Source organism: Paracoccus solventivorans (genome assembly GCF_900142875.1).
In the GTDB taxonomy this organism is placed as follows: Bacteria; Pseudomonadota; Alphaproteobacteria; order Rhodobacterales; family Rhodobacteraceae; genus Paracoccus; species Paracoccus solventivorans.
The window spans coordinates 48,148-62,023 of sequence record NZ_FRCK01000006.1 but is presented as its reverse complement, the minus strand read 5'-3'; the positions used below and the strand labels follow the sequence as shown (position 1 = coordinate 62,023).

The following is a 13,876-nucleotide window of genomic DNA, read 5'->3' as shown; positions in this document are numbered from 1 at the left end:
CGTCGTGTTCATTTCGGGGTCTCCGCGAACCAGCGGGCCAGCGCCCGGATCTCGTCCTCGCCATAGCCCTTCATCAGCCGCGGCATCACCGTGGCCGAGGGATCGGTATCCTCGCGGAAGGCCAGCATCCGCTCGGCCGCAGCATCCGCGGGCAGGCCGGCGATCGCGGGAATGGCGCCGGGCGAGCCCCCCCCGGGCCCGTGGCAATTGGCGCAGGGCCCGGCCAGCACCTGCACCGCCGCCGGGTCGAGCTCCTGTGCCCTTGCCGCGCCTAGCCCGGCGGCAAGCAGGAGGATGGACAGAAGATGGATCATGGCCCGGGCTTCCGCTGGCTGAGGGTGAGGTCGAGGCCGAAGGACGCGCACCGGCCTCGGCAGAGGTTCGGCGCCGCGGTCCCGGCGGTGGATTTCGGCAGACGCGACGCCCTCGCATTCCGGGCCGGCAATCGCAATATGCCGACGGTGTGGAACTGCCGGGTTGGTTGACGGGCCACCGCCCGGCGTGGGGTTCGTTGCATGGGGCTGCCCGATCCGTAGGGCGGGGAGGCTGTCCGGGCAGGTCGGCGCAATCGCCCGGGCGCCTGCGTTCTGCCGGACCCGGAGAGTCGCAGTCCCGCAGGGCGAGCGGCGCAGGCCGCCGGCGCGCGCAACGCCCGGCGTGAGGTTCGTTGAGTGGGCCTGCCCGATCCGCAGAGCGGGGAGGTTGCTGCTCGCGCAGGTCGGCGCCATCGCCCCGGCGTTCTGCCGGACCCGAAGACCCGCAGTCCCGGAGGGCGAGCGGTGCACGCCGCCGGCGCGCGCGATCCGCGCTTTACGAATGGATGATGAGGACCGGAAGGCCACGCGCTCCGCCTTGCAGATGACTGAATCTTGCAGCCCGCACCGGGCATGAAACACTCAAGGCGCATCCGCAGCCTGCGTGTATTCTTGCGCGCCCGCCCCGGTCTGTCAATGAAGCCCGGAGCACTGCGTATGGCTAAGGGGGAATCTTCATTTCCCTGTGGGAGAGAAGGGCGGAAACGGGGGGCGACGCAGCCGGATGCGGTAACTCTTGTACTGGCGCACCTCGAACAGGACATATAGGACATGGAGGCGGGTGGTTCAGCGCAGTGGACCATTCCTCCTTTTGTATAAATGGATTTATAAGCCTTGGCCCGCATCTCCCCCTGACCCGGCGGGGCCTCTCACGGCAGCAACCCAGCCCCGCGCCCCGCCTGCAGCGCCATCCAGAAGCGGGCGGTGCCGGAGCTGCTCGTCGGCTTCAGCCCGGTCAGCTGCTCGATCAGCCGCAGGCGGTAGACCAGCGTCTGGCGGTGGATGCCCAGATCGGCGGCGGTCGCCTTCCAGCTGCCGTCGTTGCGCAGGAAGACGTCAAGCGTTTGCAGCAGCGACAGCGTGCTCGAGCGGTCATAATCGATCAGCGGGCCAAGATAGCGGGCGACGACGGCGCGCGCCTCGGCCACCGTCCTCGGTCCCAGCGTCAGCGCGGGCTCGGCGGTGTCATAGCGTTGCAGCTGCTGCCCGGTCTCGCGCGCGAGCGCATGGGCCAGCCGCGCCTGCCGGATGCTTTCCGGGATCCCGCCGGCGACGGTGATCGGGCCGCTGACCCCCGCCCGGCCGCCCGGCCCCAGCCGCGAGACCACCGCTCGCAGCAGCGGCTCTCGGTCCGGCAGGACCATCAGCAGCAGGTCGTCCGGCAGGATCAGCGGGGAAAAATCCAGCAGCTCGGGGGCGTGGTGAATGTCGCCTGCACCCCAGCCAGCCCCGCCGGCAGCTTCGACGGCCAAGGCCACCAGCGTGCCATCGAGGCCGCGGCGATGCAGCAGTTTCTGCACGCCGCCCAGCTCCAGCTCGCCGCCGATCAGGTCGCGCAGCAGCGCTTCGCCATCGCGGCGCTGGTGGTCGCGCTCGATCATCATCCGCTCCAGCTCGACACCCAGCAGCCCGACCAGCGCCCGGATCAGGAAGATGTCGTCGAAAGCCTCGGCGACGGGGCGGCGGATCGTCAGCGCCGCCCTGGCCCGTCCCGGAATCTCGAACCTGCCGACGCTACCCTGCGCCGGCATGGCGCGCTTGCCGCGCAGGATCGGGACGCCGCTTTCGGCGTCCTCGATCTGCAGGTGGATGCCCATGCGATACCCCAGCGCATCCAGCCGCGCGGCCATGTCGGGTTCATCCCGCAGGGCGGTGGCATAGGTCTGGAACAGGCGCTGCGCCGCGTCGAAGCGGTCGCGCTGCGCTTGCAGCACCCGCTCGATCACCTCGCGCGACAGCTTCACGAACTCCAGCTCAAAGCTGGCGGCGATGACGGGGAACATGCAGCCCTCGGCTGCCGTCAGCATCTGCGGGTGGATTTCGGGCGCCTGATCGCTGCGCGCGATCACCAGCGCGCTGGCATTGGTATCGGCCAGCTTGCGCAGCCAGTCGCCCTGTCCGCCGGGGTCGTGGGGAATGCCGCTGCCGACGGTCATAATCAGATGCCCGGCCGAGACCCAGCGCCACGGGTCCGGCAGATCGACCGCATGGGCCCAGGTGATCAGCCGGTGCCTGCCCGACGCGCCCGCCAGGAACGACAGCCCCAGCGAACGCATCGCCACCAGCTCGGCAACGGTCAGCATCGGCGCGGCCCCTTCGGATAGCTCTTGGACAATTGTATGATCGGATCGGCCGGCGGTCCGCAAGATGCGAATGGCCAGACGGGGCGGGCCGCTTTTAACTGGCAAGGAACCCGGTGCGAGGAGCCAGCCGTGACCGCCAGATCCGAAATGCTGAAGCTGCCGAATGTGCCGCTGTGGTTTCAGGAGGCGCCACGCCGCCCGGCGATGCAGCAGGATAGCGAATGCGACGTCGCCATCGTGGGCGCCGGCTATACCGGGCTGTGGGCCGCCTATTACCTGCTGAAGGCCCGGCCCGGGCTGCGGGTCACCCTCATCGACCGCGAGCATGTCGGCTTTGGCGCCTCGGGGCGGAATGGCGGCTGGGCTTCGGCGATCTTTCCGGTCTCGTTGGAGCAGGTGGCGAAGTTATCCTCGCACGCCGAGGCGCTGCATCTGCAGGCGGCGATGAACGACACCGTGGACGAGATCGGCCGGGTGCTGGCCGTCGAGGGGATCGAGGCCGATTATGCCAAGCAGGGGCTGCTGTCGCTGGCGCGCTCCGCCGCGCAGCTTGAGCGGGTGGCAGGCACGGTCAGGGCCTCGGCCGCGTTCGGGCTGCCGGATCAGTGGCAGGCGCTGGATGCGCGGGCGACCGCGGCCATGATTGGCGTCCTGGGGGTCAGCGGCGGGCTTTACACCGAGCATTGCGCGCTGATCCATCCCGGTAAGCTGGTGCGCGGCCTGGCGCGGCTGGTCGAGTCGCTGGGCGCCACCATCCACGAAAATACGCCGGCGATCCGCATCGCGCCGCGTTGCGTCACCACCCCGAACGGGCAGCTTCGCGCCCCCGTCGTGCTGCGCGCGACCGAGGCCTTCACCTGCCAGCAGCCAGGGCAAAAACGCAGCGTGGTGCCGCTGTATTCGCTGGTGCTGGCGACCGAGCCCCTGTCCGCAGAGCTTCGGGCGGCGCTGAAGCTGGACCACCGCCGAGCCTTCAACGACCTGCGGCATCTGCGGGTCTATGCGCAGATGACGGCCGACGGCCGGCTGGTCTTTGGCGGGCGCGGCGCGCCTTATCGGCTGGGCTCGAGGATGACCAGCGATCTGGTTGATGGCATCCACGCGAAGCTGCACGACACGCTGGTCGAGTTCTTCCCGGCCCTGCGTGACAGCCGGATCACGCATCGCTGGGGTGGGGCGCTTGGCGTCGCGCGCGACTTCTGCCCCTCGGTCGGGCTGGATGAGGGCACCGGCATGGCCTGGGCCGGGGGCTATGTCGGCGACGGGGTGGCGACCAGCAATCTGGCGGGGCGGCTGCTCTGCAACCTGATCCTGAAGCGCGACGAGCCGATCAACCGCCTGCCCATCGTCAACCACCGCTCGCCGCTGTGGGAACGCGAGCCGCTGCGCTGGCTGGGGGTGAATCTCGGCCTGACCGCCGCCGGCATCGGCGATGGCGAGGAACGGCTGACCGGCCGCCCGTCGCGGGTGGCAAGGCTGCTGGAGGCGCTGACCGGCGCACACTGAAGCTCCGTATTGAAGAAGGAGGGGACCATGACGTCGATGGTGATCGTGAAGGCGGCCGAAATCGGCGGCGCCGTATTGCCCGCGGCCGGCCAGCGCGCAGGCGCCGACAGCGGCGATCCGCAGCTGGGGATGCGGATGCTGGCGCCCGAGGCCAGGGGCAGTACCGGCATCTGGGAATGCACCCCGGGCGGCTGGCCGGTGGTGAACCGCCCCGATACCGAGTTCACCTATATCATCTCGGGCCGCGCCCGGATGACCGACGCGGCCACCGGCACCGTCACCGAGATCGGTCCGGGCGATCTGGTCATCCTGCCCCCCGGCTGGACCGGCCGCTGGGACGTGATCGAGACGGTCCGCAAGGTGTTTGCGATTTACTGAGAGGTGGAGCCGCCTGCGTTCGATTTGGGCGTCGGGCGGCTCGGATCTGGCCTTCATCGAATGGCCCGACTCCCCTGCGGATTCCGGTCGGCAATCCGGGGTGATCCTGGTCCGGCCACGATCCCGGCCAGCGGCGGTTTGTGGCGGCCGGCCCTTGGATCAACCGCGGCGGCTCGATTGCTTGCGGTCGATCGCCGGAACTGACGCGCCTCCACGCTGGCCGACCGGCAACCTTGCGAATTGGGGCGATCACCCGACCCGATTCCTGACGCGTCTGCACGCTGGCCCGTCTGGACTGCCCGCTGCGGATGGGGGGCAGCGGCCAATCCGAACCCGGCGGCCGAACCATCACTGCAAGGTCCGCCTCCGGCCGCTCTCTCGCCGTTGCCGTGTCGGCAAATAAGAAACCTGTCCGTGGTGGTCCGGTTTGCGGGGGAAATCCGCGGGCCGGGGGCGGGGAATGCGGAACGTGCGGCGGAAAGCCGCGGGGCGGCGGACCATGCTTGCCGGGTGGAAAAGCGCCGCTGGCGCCGCGGGCGTTTGTATGGGGGTCCGCCCCGGAAATGAACGATATTCCAGCGGGATGCAGCCGCAGGGCGCCAGCTGCGGGGTGCCGGCCACGGAAGGCGCCCCCGGGACGGAAGTCATTCAGGTGCAACGGAATATTTTCCGCGTCGGCATCCGCCGCCGCCGCCCCGGTTTCCTTGTCAGCCCGGCACGCCAAACCTAGACATCGGCCGTTGACAGCATCCAGACCCGTAACGACCATTCCCCATGACCATCGAGATCGCCGATCTGACCCGCCGCTTTGACCGCACCGAAGTGCTGCGCGGCATCAACCTGGCTATCGCGGAAGGCGAGCTGGTCGCGCTGCTGGGTCCGTCCGGCTCGGGCAAGACCACGCTGCTGAAGATCATCGCCGGGCTGGACTGGCCCGATACCGGCAGCCTGACGGTGAACGGGCAGGACTGGCTGGCCAAACGCGCGCAGGACCGCCGTGCGGGCTTCGTCTTTCAGCATTACGCGCTGTTTCCCCATATGAAGGTGCGCGACAACATCGCCTTTGGCCTGACCGTGCTGCCGCGCCGCGACCGGCCCTCGGCTGCGGCGATCCGGGCGCGGGTGGATGAGCTGATGCGGTTTCTGCAGATTTCCGCGCTGGCCGACCGGTTTCCGGCCGAGCTGTCGGGCGGGCAGCGCCAGCGCGTCGCGCTGGGCCGGGCGATGGCGATTTCGCCGGCCGTGCTGTTGCTGGACGAGCCCTTCGGCGCGCTGGACGCGCTGGTGCGGCGCGACCTGCGGCGCTGGCTGCGCGATGTGCTGGAAACCTCGAAAACCACCTCGATCTTTGTCACCCACGACCAGGAAGAGGCGTTCGAGCTGGCCGACCGCGTGGTGATCATGGGGGCAGGGCGGATCGAGCAGATCGGGCGGCCCGACGAGATCTACGACCACCCGGCGACGCCGTTCGTCGCTCGGTTCCTGGGGCTGTCGGTCGAGTTGCCGGTCCGCTTGCGCGCGGGCCGGGTCGAGGCGCCGGGGCTGGATGCCACGGCGCTGCCGCGCCGGGCGATGGCGGACGGGCCGGCGATGCTGTTCGCCCGGCCGGCCGACTTGGCCCCGGTGCCCGCGCAGGACGGGCCGCTGCGGGTGGCCGCGATCAGCTCGACCGGGGCGCTGCTGCATGTGCAGCTGACCGACGACGGCGGGCTGGCGGTGGAAACCGAGGTGCCGCGCCGGCGCGGCCTGCATCTGTCCTTGGGCCAGCGGGTGACGCTGCGGGTCGAGGCCGGGCAGGTCTTCCGCGACGGAGCCCCTGCCGAGACCCCCGCCGAAACCCCCGCCGCCGACAGCCGCCCCGTCCCCCTTCGATACGAACATTCCAGCAAGGAGTCCCTGAGATGAGAACCAGCTTTCTGGCTGCCGCGCTGAGCCTTGGGCTGGCGTTTCCGGCCGCGGCGCAGGACAGCATCCTTAACGTGTCCTACGACATCGCGCGCGAGCTTTTCGCCGCCGTCAATCCGGCGTTTGCCGCGGCGTGGAAGGAAAAGACCGGCCGCGAGGTCAGCATCGAGCAGTCTCATGCCGGCTCGTCCAAACAGGCGCGCGCGATTCTGGAAGGGCTGCCCGCCGATGTCGTCACCTTCAACCAGGTCACCGACATCGACGTGCTGGCCGAGGGCGGGCTGGTCGATGCCGGTTGGCGCGAGGCCTATCCCAACGACGCCTCGCCCTATTACTCGCTGCCGGCGTTTCTGGTGCGCAAGGGCAATCCCAAGAACATCCAGGACTGGGACGACCTGACTCGTGACGACGTGCAGGTGATCTTCCCCAACCCCAAGACCAGCGGCAACGGCCGCTACACCTATCTGGGCGCATGGGCATTCGGGCAGAAGCAATACGGCGGCGACCAGGCGCAGACCGAAGAGTTCGTGCGCAAGCTGTTCGCGAACGTGCCGGTCTTCGACACCGGCGGGCGTGCCGCGACCGCGACCTTTGCCGAAAAGGAAATCGGCGACGTGCTGGTGACCTTCGAGGCCGAGACCGGCGGCATCGCCCGGCAATACGCCGAGATGGGGTTGGAGCGCGTCACCCCCTCGCTGAGCGTGATGGCCGAGTTCCCGGTGGCGGTGGTGACCGGCAACACCGGCACCAAGGGCACCGAAGAGGTGTCGCGGGCCTATCTCGACTTTCTCTATTCCACCCCGGGGCAGCGGATCCTGGCCGAATACTTCTATCGCGTCCATGACGAGGCGGTGCAGGCAGAGTTCGCCGACAGCTTCCCGGAACTGGAGCTGGTCACGGTCGACGAGGCCTTCGGCGGCTGGGACCGGGTCGCGGACGAGCATTTCGCCGAAGGCGGGCTGCTGGACAAGGTGTTCGTGAACCAATGAGCCTTGCCCGATGAGCCTTGCAATGCCCAGCCTTTCCCCTGCGCGGCGGCGGCGCGTGCTGCCCGGCTTCGGCCTGACCATGGGCGTGACGCTGACCTATCTGGGGATCGTCGTGCTGATCCCGGTGGCCGCGCTGGTGGTCAAGGGGGCGGGCATCGGTCCGGCGCGGTTCTGGGACATCCTGACCGCGCCGCGCACCCTGGCGGCGCTGAGGCTGACGCTGACCGCAGCGGCGATCGCCACGGTCATCAACGCGCTCTACGGGCTGCTGATGGCCTGGGTGCTGGTCCGCTACCAGTTTCCCGGCAAGCGGGTGCTGGACGCGCTGATGGACATTCCCTTTGCGCTGCCCACGGCGGTGGCGGGGCTGGCGCTGTCGGCGCTGTTCGCCGGCAACGGCTGGTATGGGGCGATCCTTGAACCCCTGGGCATCCAGGTGGTCTATACGCTGGCGGGGGTAGTGATCGCGATGACCTTCACCTCGCTGCCCTTCGTCGTGCGCACGGTGCAGCCGGTGCTCGAGGACCTCGACCCCCAGATCGAAGAGGCCGCCCGCACCCTGGGGGCCGAGCCGTTCACCATCTTCCGGCGCGTGGTGCTGCCGGTGATCTTCCCGGCCTATCTGACCGGCATCACCCTGTCCTTCGCCCGCTCGCTGGGCGAGTTCGGGGCCGTCATCTTCATCGCCGGCAACCTGCCGATGAAGACCGAGATCGCCTCGCTGCTGGCGGTGATCCGGCTCGAGGAATACGACTACAACGGCGCCGCGGCCATCGCGCTGGTGCTGCTGGTGATCGCGCTGGCGCTGCTGGCGGTGTCGAACCTGCTGCAATCGCGCGCGCTGCGCTACAAGGCGGATGCGGCATGAACGTCACCGCCATCACCCCGCAGGACAGCGCCCGCGCCGCGCTGAGCCACGACATCGCGATGCGGCGGCTGCTGATCGGGGCGGCGCTGGCTCTGACGGCTTTGCTGGTGGTGGTGCCGCTGGCCTATATCTTCTATCGCGCCTTCGCGGCCGGCTGGCAGGTGTTCGCCGCCAATATCACCGAGCCGAACACCCTGCACGCCATCGGGCTGACCGCGCTGGTCGCGGCGATCGCGGTGCCGGTCAACATCGTCTTCGGCCTCTGCGCCGCATGGGTGATCGCGCGGTTCCGCTTTGCCGGCCGCAGGCTGCTGCTGACGCTGATCGAGATCCCGTTCTCGATTTCCCCGATCATCGCCGGGATCTGCTATCTGCTGCTCTACGGCCGCCAGGGGCTGCTGGGGCCGTTCCTGATGGCCCATGACATCCGTATCCTGTTCGCGCTGCCGGGCATCGTCATGGTCACCATGTTCGTGACCGCCCCCTTCGTGGTGCGCGAGGTGCTGCCGCTGATGCAGGCGCAGGGGTCCGAACAGGAACAGGCGGCGCTGACGCTGGGCGCCTCGGGCTGGCAGGTGTTCCGGCTCGTGTCGCTGCCCAATATCCGCTGGGCGCTGGTCTATGGCGCGGTGCTGTGCACCGCCCGCGCGGTGGGCGAGTTCGGCGGGGTCTCGGTGGTCTCGGGCTCGATCCGGGGCCAGACCAACACGCTGCCCCTGCAGATCGAGCTGCTGTTCAACGACCTGAACATGGTCGGCGCCTTTGCCGCCTCATCCGTGCTGACGCTGATCGCGGTGATCGCGCTGGTGGTCAAGTCGCTGCTGGAAACGCGGCGGGGGTAAGCGGCTGCCGGGGGATCGAGGCCGCAATATATCCTTTTAAATACAACCATTCGCCGGAAGCAGGAGGGGATGGGAGAGTGGCCTGCATCGGCAGGGCGTGGACGATCTGGACCTGACCGCCGGGGCGCCTGAGGACCGTCCGTCACGCAACCGGCCCCGGCCCCCGCTCAGGGCGCTTCGCACCGGCCCATCGCCTCGTCGAAGGGGGCGTCGCTTTTCTCCAGCCGGCCGTCGTCGATCTGGATCGGGCGAAAGGGCGGCTCGGCCTGGGCACCGGGCTGGACCTGGGTCAATCGGTAACAGCCGGTAAAGACGGTGACGGTGCCGTCCTTGCCGGTGGCCTGCAGGGCGATCGGGACCAGCGAATGGATCGAGCCTGCGGCGCCTTCGGTCTGCACCTCGCCCAGGCGCAACTCGACCTGGGTGGTGTCCGCATAGCCCGCGCTGAAATCACCGAGCGGAGGGGCGGTGTCCGCCTTGAAATAGCTCCACGCGCGCAGGTATTCCCCGCGATTGATGGCGTTGTAGAGCGAGACCACCACCCGCTCGGGCGACGAATGGTCGTCGATATACCGCTCTGCCTGCGGCCCGGCGACCGCCGGGGCCGCCAGAGCGAAAGCCAGGCCGAGGGGAAGGACGAAGCGCATCGGGTTTTCCGGTTGCCAGATCATTACCTCTCAACCCTCGCCGCCCGAGGGGCGTTCCATGCGCGGCCGCGGCGTCCTGCGCCCGCCGCCTGACCAGCGCCCGAGGCCGCCGGCCGCTCACCATCCCCGCAAGGTCACCGCCCCTTCGCCCCCGCTGGAATCGCACGCCCCGGTTCCATTTACTTTCCTGCAACTTGGGCGAAAGTCCGAGTCGATCAGCGAATCCCGGGGAGCATCATGCAGCAAGCAGAGCAATCGACGCTGAACTGGGACGATTTCCGCATCGTCTCGGCTGTCTGCGACACCGCCTCGTTCACCCGGGCGGCGCGAATGCTGGGGATGAACGAAACCACGGTCAGCCGCCGGGTCGGGCGGCTCGAGCGGCTGATGGGGCGCGCGTTGTTCGAGGCGGTGAACGGAGAGCGCCAGCCCACCGATGCCTGCCGGGCCATCCTGGCCGAGCTGCACGACATGGCGGCGGCCGCCGAGGACGCCACCCGGAAACTGCGCGAATCCGACTTTACCAGCCGCAAGTTCCGCCTGACGACCATCGCCGCGCTGGCCGAATACTGCCTGGCGCCGCATCTGGCCGGGTTGCTCGCCGACCTGCCCAGGCTGATCCTGGCCATCGACACCTCGGACCGGAATGTCGACATGTCGCGCTGGCAGGCGGATTTCGCCCTGCGGTTGAACCGGCCGCGGCAGGGCACCTTTCTGATGCGCAAGGTCGGCGTGGTCTCGTTCAGCCTGGTGCGGCCGAAGGACGGGGCGGGCGGCACGCCCGCGCTGGTCGCCTATCCCGACGCCTTGGGCGAAATGCCCGAGATGCACGCGCTTTCCAGCCATGCGCCCGCGCGGAGCGTCCGGCTCGAGACCGCCAGCCTCGAGATCATGCGCCGGTTTCTGAAAAGCGGCACCGCCACCGGGGTGCTGCCGGATTTCATGCTGGGCGAGTTCCTGCAGTCTCCGGCGTTCGAGATCGTGCCGGACGTTGCCGCGCGAGAGGTCTGGCTGCTGACGCAGCCGCATCTGCGCAACGATCCGCTGGCCCGCCGCATCGCGGAATGGTGCGCCGATCTGTTCGACGCCCCGCCCGCGCAAGTCCCGCCTTCATACTAAAATACGGCTTTTCGGACGTATCCCGCCGGGGTGCAGTTCACGCTAACCCCGTATTCCAGATAGGAAATAACCGACTCCGCGCCCGACCCGCATTTTTGCAGCCCCATGCTGCATGTTTAGCAATTTCTCCGATGCGACATCTTGTCTCACTGTCGGGTCATCCAGGGTGACGGCAGCCGCCCGCGTTCCAGAGAATGCGCCGGCTGCAGTTCGCCCTGGGGACCCGATGAGGAGGAGGCGTCCAGTGAGCAGCATGGGTGAGGTCGGGATCGACCCGGATTACGTGACCGGCGTGCCGGATTGCGTCAGTTTTCCCGAACAGTTTTCAAGGACGCGGCGGCTGGCGATTCTGGCCGGCAGTATGGCCGCAGGCGCCGGGGCGGGGTTCGCCATGAACGAGGGGATGGTCGCCCCGCTGCTGGTGGCGGCCGCCTTTGCGGGCGGGGTGCTGTCCACCTGGTCGCCCTGCGGGTATTCCTCGATCTCGCTGCTGCGGCCGACCGGCAAGGGCCCGCGGGCGATGCTGGACTGGCTGCCGACATTCGCGGCGCACGGGCTGGGCTATGCGGCGGGGGCGGCGATCCTCGGGACGCTGCTGGGCGCCATCGGGGTGCTGGCCGGGTTTTCCGGGGTCGCGACCGGCTTCGGGCTGGCGCTGCTGGCGCTGATCGGGCTGGCCTATGGTGCGCACCAGCTGGATTTCCTGCGCGTGCCCTACCCGCAGCGCCGCGCTCAGGTGCCCCATGACGCACGGCAGCGGTTTCCGAAATGGGTGGTCGGCGGGCTTTACGGCCTGTCGCTGGGGCTGGATTACCTGACCTATGTCCAGACGCCCCTGCTGTACATGACCACGGCGGCGGCGGTGCTGACCGGAAATATCGTCCATGCCATCGCGATCATCGCCGTGTTCAACCTGGGCCGCTATCTGCCGGTGGCGGTGAACCTGGCTCCGGTCAGCGACTACCAGATCCAGTCCTGGCTGGGCCGGCATCAGGAGCGCGCGGCGATCGCCGACGGCGCGATCCTGACGGCGATCGGCGCGGCCCTTGCGGTGCTGGCGCTGGCCTGACGCACCCGCCCTGACATCCCCACGATCCTGAAATCCTTTCCCGCGATCCGTCGCTGCGGTTCCGGGTGCCATCCAAGGGAGGAAACGATGGCTGCTCTTCCACGTGAATCGACCCCGGGCTATCTGAGGCTGCTCGGCGCCGGGCTGACCTGTTCGGTCCTGGCCCTGGGGGCCGCGCAGGCCCAGACCGGAACCGAGCCCGCCGAGGATGCCGACGCGGCGGCCGCGGCCGCTGCCGACGGCCAGACCCACGGCCAGCGCGCCGCCGCCGAGGCTGCCGCGGCGCTTGCCGCCGGCGAGGCGGACGAGCCGGTGATCCTGAAGGCCCCGGCCCCCGATACCAGGCGCGTCTATGTCCAGGACCCGGCGCATTTCGCCGCCGTCACCCAGCAATATGTCATCGACGGCGCCAGCGGCCGGGTGCTGGGCATGACGGACGGCGGCTTTCTGCCGCATCCGCTGGCCGCCGAGGACGGGTCCTTCTTTGCGCAGGTCAGCTCGGTCTGGTCGCGCATCGCCCGGGGCGACCGCGAGGATTACGTCGAGGTCTTCGATTCCGAGACCCTGCGGCCGATCGCGGACATCGCGATTCCCGACGACGCCCAGCGGTTCCTGGTCGGCACCTATCAGTGGATGAACGCGCTGACCCCCGACAACAAGACCCTGCTGTATTACCAGTTCTCGCCCGCGCCCGCCGTCGGCGTCGTCGACCTGGAGGAGCAGAAGTTCGACCGGCTGCTGGACGTGCCGGACTGCTATCATATCTTCCCGGCCTCTCCGACGGTGTTCTACATGAACTGCCGCGACGGCAGCCTGGCCCGCGTCGATTTTGCGGGTGGCGAAACCGAGGTCACCAACACCGAGGTCTTCCACACCGAGGAAGAGCTGCTGATCAACCACCCGGCGTTTTCCCTGCGCTCGGGGCGGTTGGTCTGGCCGACCTACACCGGCAAGATCTTCCAGATGGACCTGACCGAAGAGGGCGTGAACTTCCGCCCGCCCTTCGAGGCCCTGACCGAGGCCGAGCGCGCCGACGACTGGCGTCCCGGCGGCTGGCAGCAGACCGCCTATCACCGCCCCTCGGACCGCATCTATCTGCTGGTCGACCAGCGCGACGAATGGCGCCACAAGACCGCCAGCCGCTTCGTGGTGGTGATGAACGCCGCGACCGGCGAGCGGATCGACATGCTGGAACTGGGCCACGAGATCGACTCGATCAACGTCAGCCAGGATGCCGAGCCGCTGCTTTACGGGCTGTCGTCGGGCAGCAGGACCCTGCACATCTACGACGCCGCCTCGGGTCAGGAGCTGCGCAGCGTCGACCAGCTTGGCCGCGGTCCGCAGATCCTCATGACCCATGACATGGGGGCCTGAGATGCAGCAGCTCGTGCAAGAACCGCTGCTTCACTGGGCGTTGCGCAGCTTCCTCGCGGTGCTGTTCGCCACCGCGGCGCTGTCCAAGCTGACCGGCATGGAGGAGTTCTACGGCGTGGTCCGCAACTTCCGCCTGCTGCCCGATGCGCTGGCAAGGGCGGTGGCGATGGTGCTGCCGGTGGCAGAGCTGGCGGTGGCCGCGGGGCTGCTGATCACGCCGCTGGCGGGGCCCGCCGCGCTGGCCGCGGCGCTGCTGCTGGCCGGGTTCGGCCTTGCCATCGCGATCAACGTGCTGCGCGGGCGGACCCAGATCGACTGCGGCTGTTTCCGCAACGGCATGAAACAGCGGATCAGCTGGGCCATGGTCGGCCGCAACGCCGTGCTGAGCGCGATGGCGCTGGCCGCGGCGCTCGCGCTGCCCGGCGCCCGCGCGGCCGGGGTGGTCGATGCCGCCACCGGCATCATCGCCGGGCTGGTCCTGATCCTTCTCTATCTCAGCGCCTCGATGCTGGGCGGATTGCCCGCCCGGCGCCCCTCAACCGCTGCCGTGAAAGGTCGCTGA

Annotated in this window: 13 protein-coding genes; 10 read left to right on the top strand and 3 right to left on the bottom strand. The window is 68.9% G+C overall.

The genetic code is table 11. The features are described from left to right. Positions 1-8 precede the first annotated feature (8 nt). The gene (locus BUB57_RS10315; RefSeq protein WP_073066434.1) at positions 9-314 is read right to left on the bottom strand and encodes a c-type cytochrome; all 306 of its coding nucleotides are present in this window, start codon (positions 312-314) and stop codon (positions 9-11) included. A gap of 869 nt (positions 315-1,183) precedes the next feature. Beyond that, positions 1,184-2,617, bottom strand: a complete 1,434-nt coding sequence (locus tag BUB57_RS10310; protein ID WP_073066430.1) for a PucR family transcriptional regulator — start codon at positions 2,615-2,617, stop codon at positions 1,184-1,186. A 129-nt stretch (positions 2,618-2,746) separates the two neighbouring features. Here BUB57_RS10310 and BUB57_RS10305 point away from each other — a divergent pair, with 129 nt between their 5' ends. The 6 genes from BUB57_RS10305 (at position 2,747) to cysW (ending at position 9,105) form a co-directional block, all read left to right on the top strand. Then, entirely contained in the window at positions 2,747-4,123 is a 1,377-nt protein-coding gene (locus tag BUB57_RS10305) for an NAD(P)/FAD-dependent oxidoreductase (protein ID WP_200796439.1), read from the top strand. Positions 4,124-4,150: 27 nt separating this feature from the next. Beyond that, on the top strand, positions 4,151-4,501 hold the full coding sequence (locus BUB57_RS10300) for a cupin domain-containing protein (protein ID WP_073066424.1): 351 nt from the start codon (positions 4,151-4,153) through the stop codon (positions 4,499-4,501). Between the two features lie 774 nt (positions 4,502-5,275). Beyond that, positions 5,276-6,406: a sulfate/molybdate ABC transporter ATP-binding protein gene (locus BUB57_RS10295; RefSeq protein ID WP_073066420.1), complete on the top strand. Its 1,131-nt coding sequence runs from the start codon at positions 5,276-5,278 to the stop codon at positions 6,404-6,406. Next, positions 6,403-7,395 carry a sulfate ABC transporter substrate-binding protein gene (locus BUB57_RS10290; RefSeq protein WP_073066418.1) on the top strand — a complete coding sequence of 331 codons (993 nt, stop codon included), beginning with the start codon at positions 6,403-6,405 and terminating at the stop codon, positions 7,393-7,395. The genes BUB57_RS10295 and BUB57_RS10290 overlap by 4 nt, the downstream gene beginning before the upstream one ends. A 22-nt stretch (positions 7,396-7,417) precedes the next feature. Further along, positions 7,418-8,263 (top strand): sulfate ABC transporter permease subunit CysT, encoded by an 846-nt coding sequence (cysT, locus tag BUB57_RS10285; RefSeq protein WP_143159703.1) that lies wholly within the window; start codon positions 7,418-7,420, stop codon positions 8,261-8,263. 59 nt (positions 8,264-8,322) lie between these two features. Continuing rightward, positions 8,323-9,105 carry a sulfate ABC transporter permease subunit CysW gene (cysW, locus tag BUB57_RS10280; RefSeq protein ID WP_073066786.1) on the top strand — a complete coding sequence of 261 codons (783 nt, stop codon included), beginning with the start codon at positions 8,323-8,325 and terminating at the stop codon, positions 9,103-9,105. Between the two features lie 167 nt (positions 9,106-9,272). Here the strand turns inward: cysW and BUB57_RS10275 are convergent, their stop codons facing one another. Continuing rightward, positions 9,273-9,752, bottom strand: coding sequence for a hypothetical protein (locus BUB57_RS10275; RefSeq protein ID WP_073066783.1), 480 nt, complete (start codon positions 9,750-9,752; stop codon positions 9,273-9,275). A 237-nt stretch (positions 9,753-9,989) separates the two neighbouring features. Here BUB57_RS10275 and BUB57_RS10270 point away from each other — a divergent pair, with 237 nt between their 5' ends. The 4 genes from BUB57_RS10270 (at position 9,990) to BUB57_RS10255 (ending at position 13,876) form a co-directional block, all read left to right on the top strand. Then, a complete protein-coding gene (locus BUB57_RS10270) occupies positions 9,990-10,871 on the top strand; it encodes a LysR family transcriptional regulator (protein ID WP_084732084.1) in 882 nt (293 codons plus the stop codon). A gap of 253 nt (positions 10,872-11,124) precedes the next feature. Continuing rightward, positions 11,125-11,940 (top strand): methylamine utilization protein MauF, encoded by an 816-nt coding sequence (locus BUB57_RS10265; RefSeq protein WP_073066411.1) that lies wholly within the window; start codon positions 11,125-11,127, stop codon positions 11,938-11,940. Between the two features lie 87 nt (positions 11,941-12,027). Then, positions 12,028-13,314, top strand: a complete 1,287-nt coding sequence (gene mauB, locus BUB57_RS10260; RefSeq protein WP_073066408.1) for a methylamine dehydrogenase (amicyanin) large subunit — start codon at positions 12,028-12,030, stop codon at positions 13,312-13,314. A 1-nt stretch (position 13,315) separates the two neighbouring features. Further along, entirely contained in the window at positions 13,316-13,876 is a 561-nt protein-coding gene (locus tag BUB57_RS10255; protein WP_073066404.1) for a MauE/DoxX family redox-associated membrane protein, read from the top strand.

What these genes read in the sequence shown, in the direction of transcription:
- BUB57_RS10315 (WP_073066434.1), bottom strand. Translation starts at nt 314, where the DNA reads ATGATCCATCTTCTGTCCATCCTCCTGCTTGCCGCCGGGCTAGGCGCG.
- BUB57_RS10310 (WP_073066430.1), bottom strand. Translation starts at nt 2,617, where the DNA reads ATGCTGACCGTTGCCGAGCTGGTGGCGATGCGTTCGCTGGGGCTGTCG.
- BUB57_RS10300 (WP_073066424.1), top strand. Translation starts at nt 4,151, where the DNA reads ATGACGTCGATGGTGATCGTGAAGGCGGCCGAAATCGGCGGCGCCGTA.
- BUB57_RS10295 (WP_073066420.1), top strand. Translation starts at nt 5,276, where the DNA reads ATGACCATCGAGATCGCCGATCTGACCCGCCGCTTTGACCGCACCGAA.
- BUB57_RS10290 (WP_073066418.1), top strand. Translation starts at nt 6,403, where the DNA reads ATGAGAACCAGCTTTCTGGCTGCCGCGCTGAGCCTTGGGCTGGCGTTT.
- cysT (WP_143159703.1), top strand. Translation starts at nt 7,418, where the DNA reads ATGCCCAGCCTTTCCCCTGCGCGGCGGCGGCGCGTGCTGCCCGGCTTC.
- cysW (WP_073066786.1), top strand. Translation starts at nt 8,323, where the DNA reads ATGCGGCGGCTGCTGATCGGGGCGGCGCTGGCTCTGACGGCTTTGCTG.
- BUB57_RS10275 (WP_073066783.1), bottom strand. Translation starts at nt 9,752, where the DNA reads ATGCGCTTCGTCCTTCCCCTCGGCCTGGCTTTCGCTCTGGCGGCCCCG.
- BUB57_RS10270 (WP_084732084.1), top strand. Translation starts at nt 9,990, where the DNA reads ATGCAGCAAGCAGAGCAATCGACGCTGAACTGGGACGATTTCCGCATC.
- BUB57_RS10265 (WP_073066411.1), top strand. Translation starts at nt 11,125, where the DNA reads ATGGGTGAGGTCGGGATCGACCCGGATTACGTGACCGGCGTGCCGGAT.
- mauB (WP_073066408.1), top strand. Translation starts at nt 12,028, where the DNA reads ATGGCTGCTCTTCCACGTGAATCGACCCCGGGCTATCTGAGGCTGCTC.
- BUB57_RS10255 (WP_073066404.1), top strand. Translation starts at nt 13,316, where the DNA reads ATGCAGCAGCTCGTGCAAGAACCGCTGCTTCACTGGGCGTTGCGCAGC.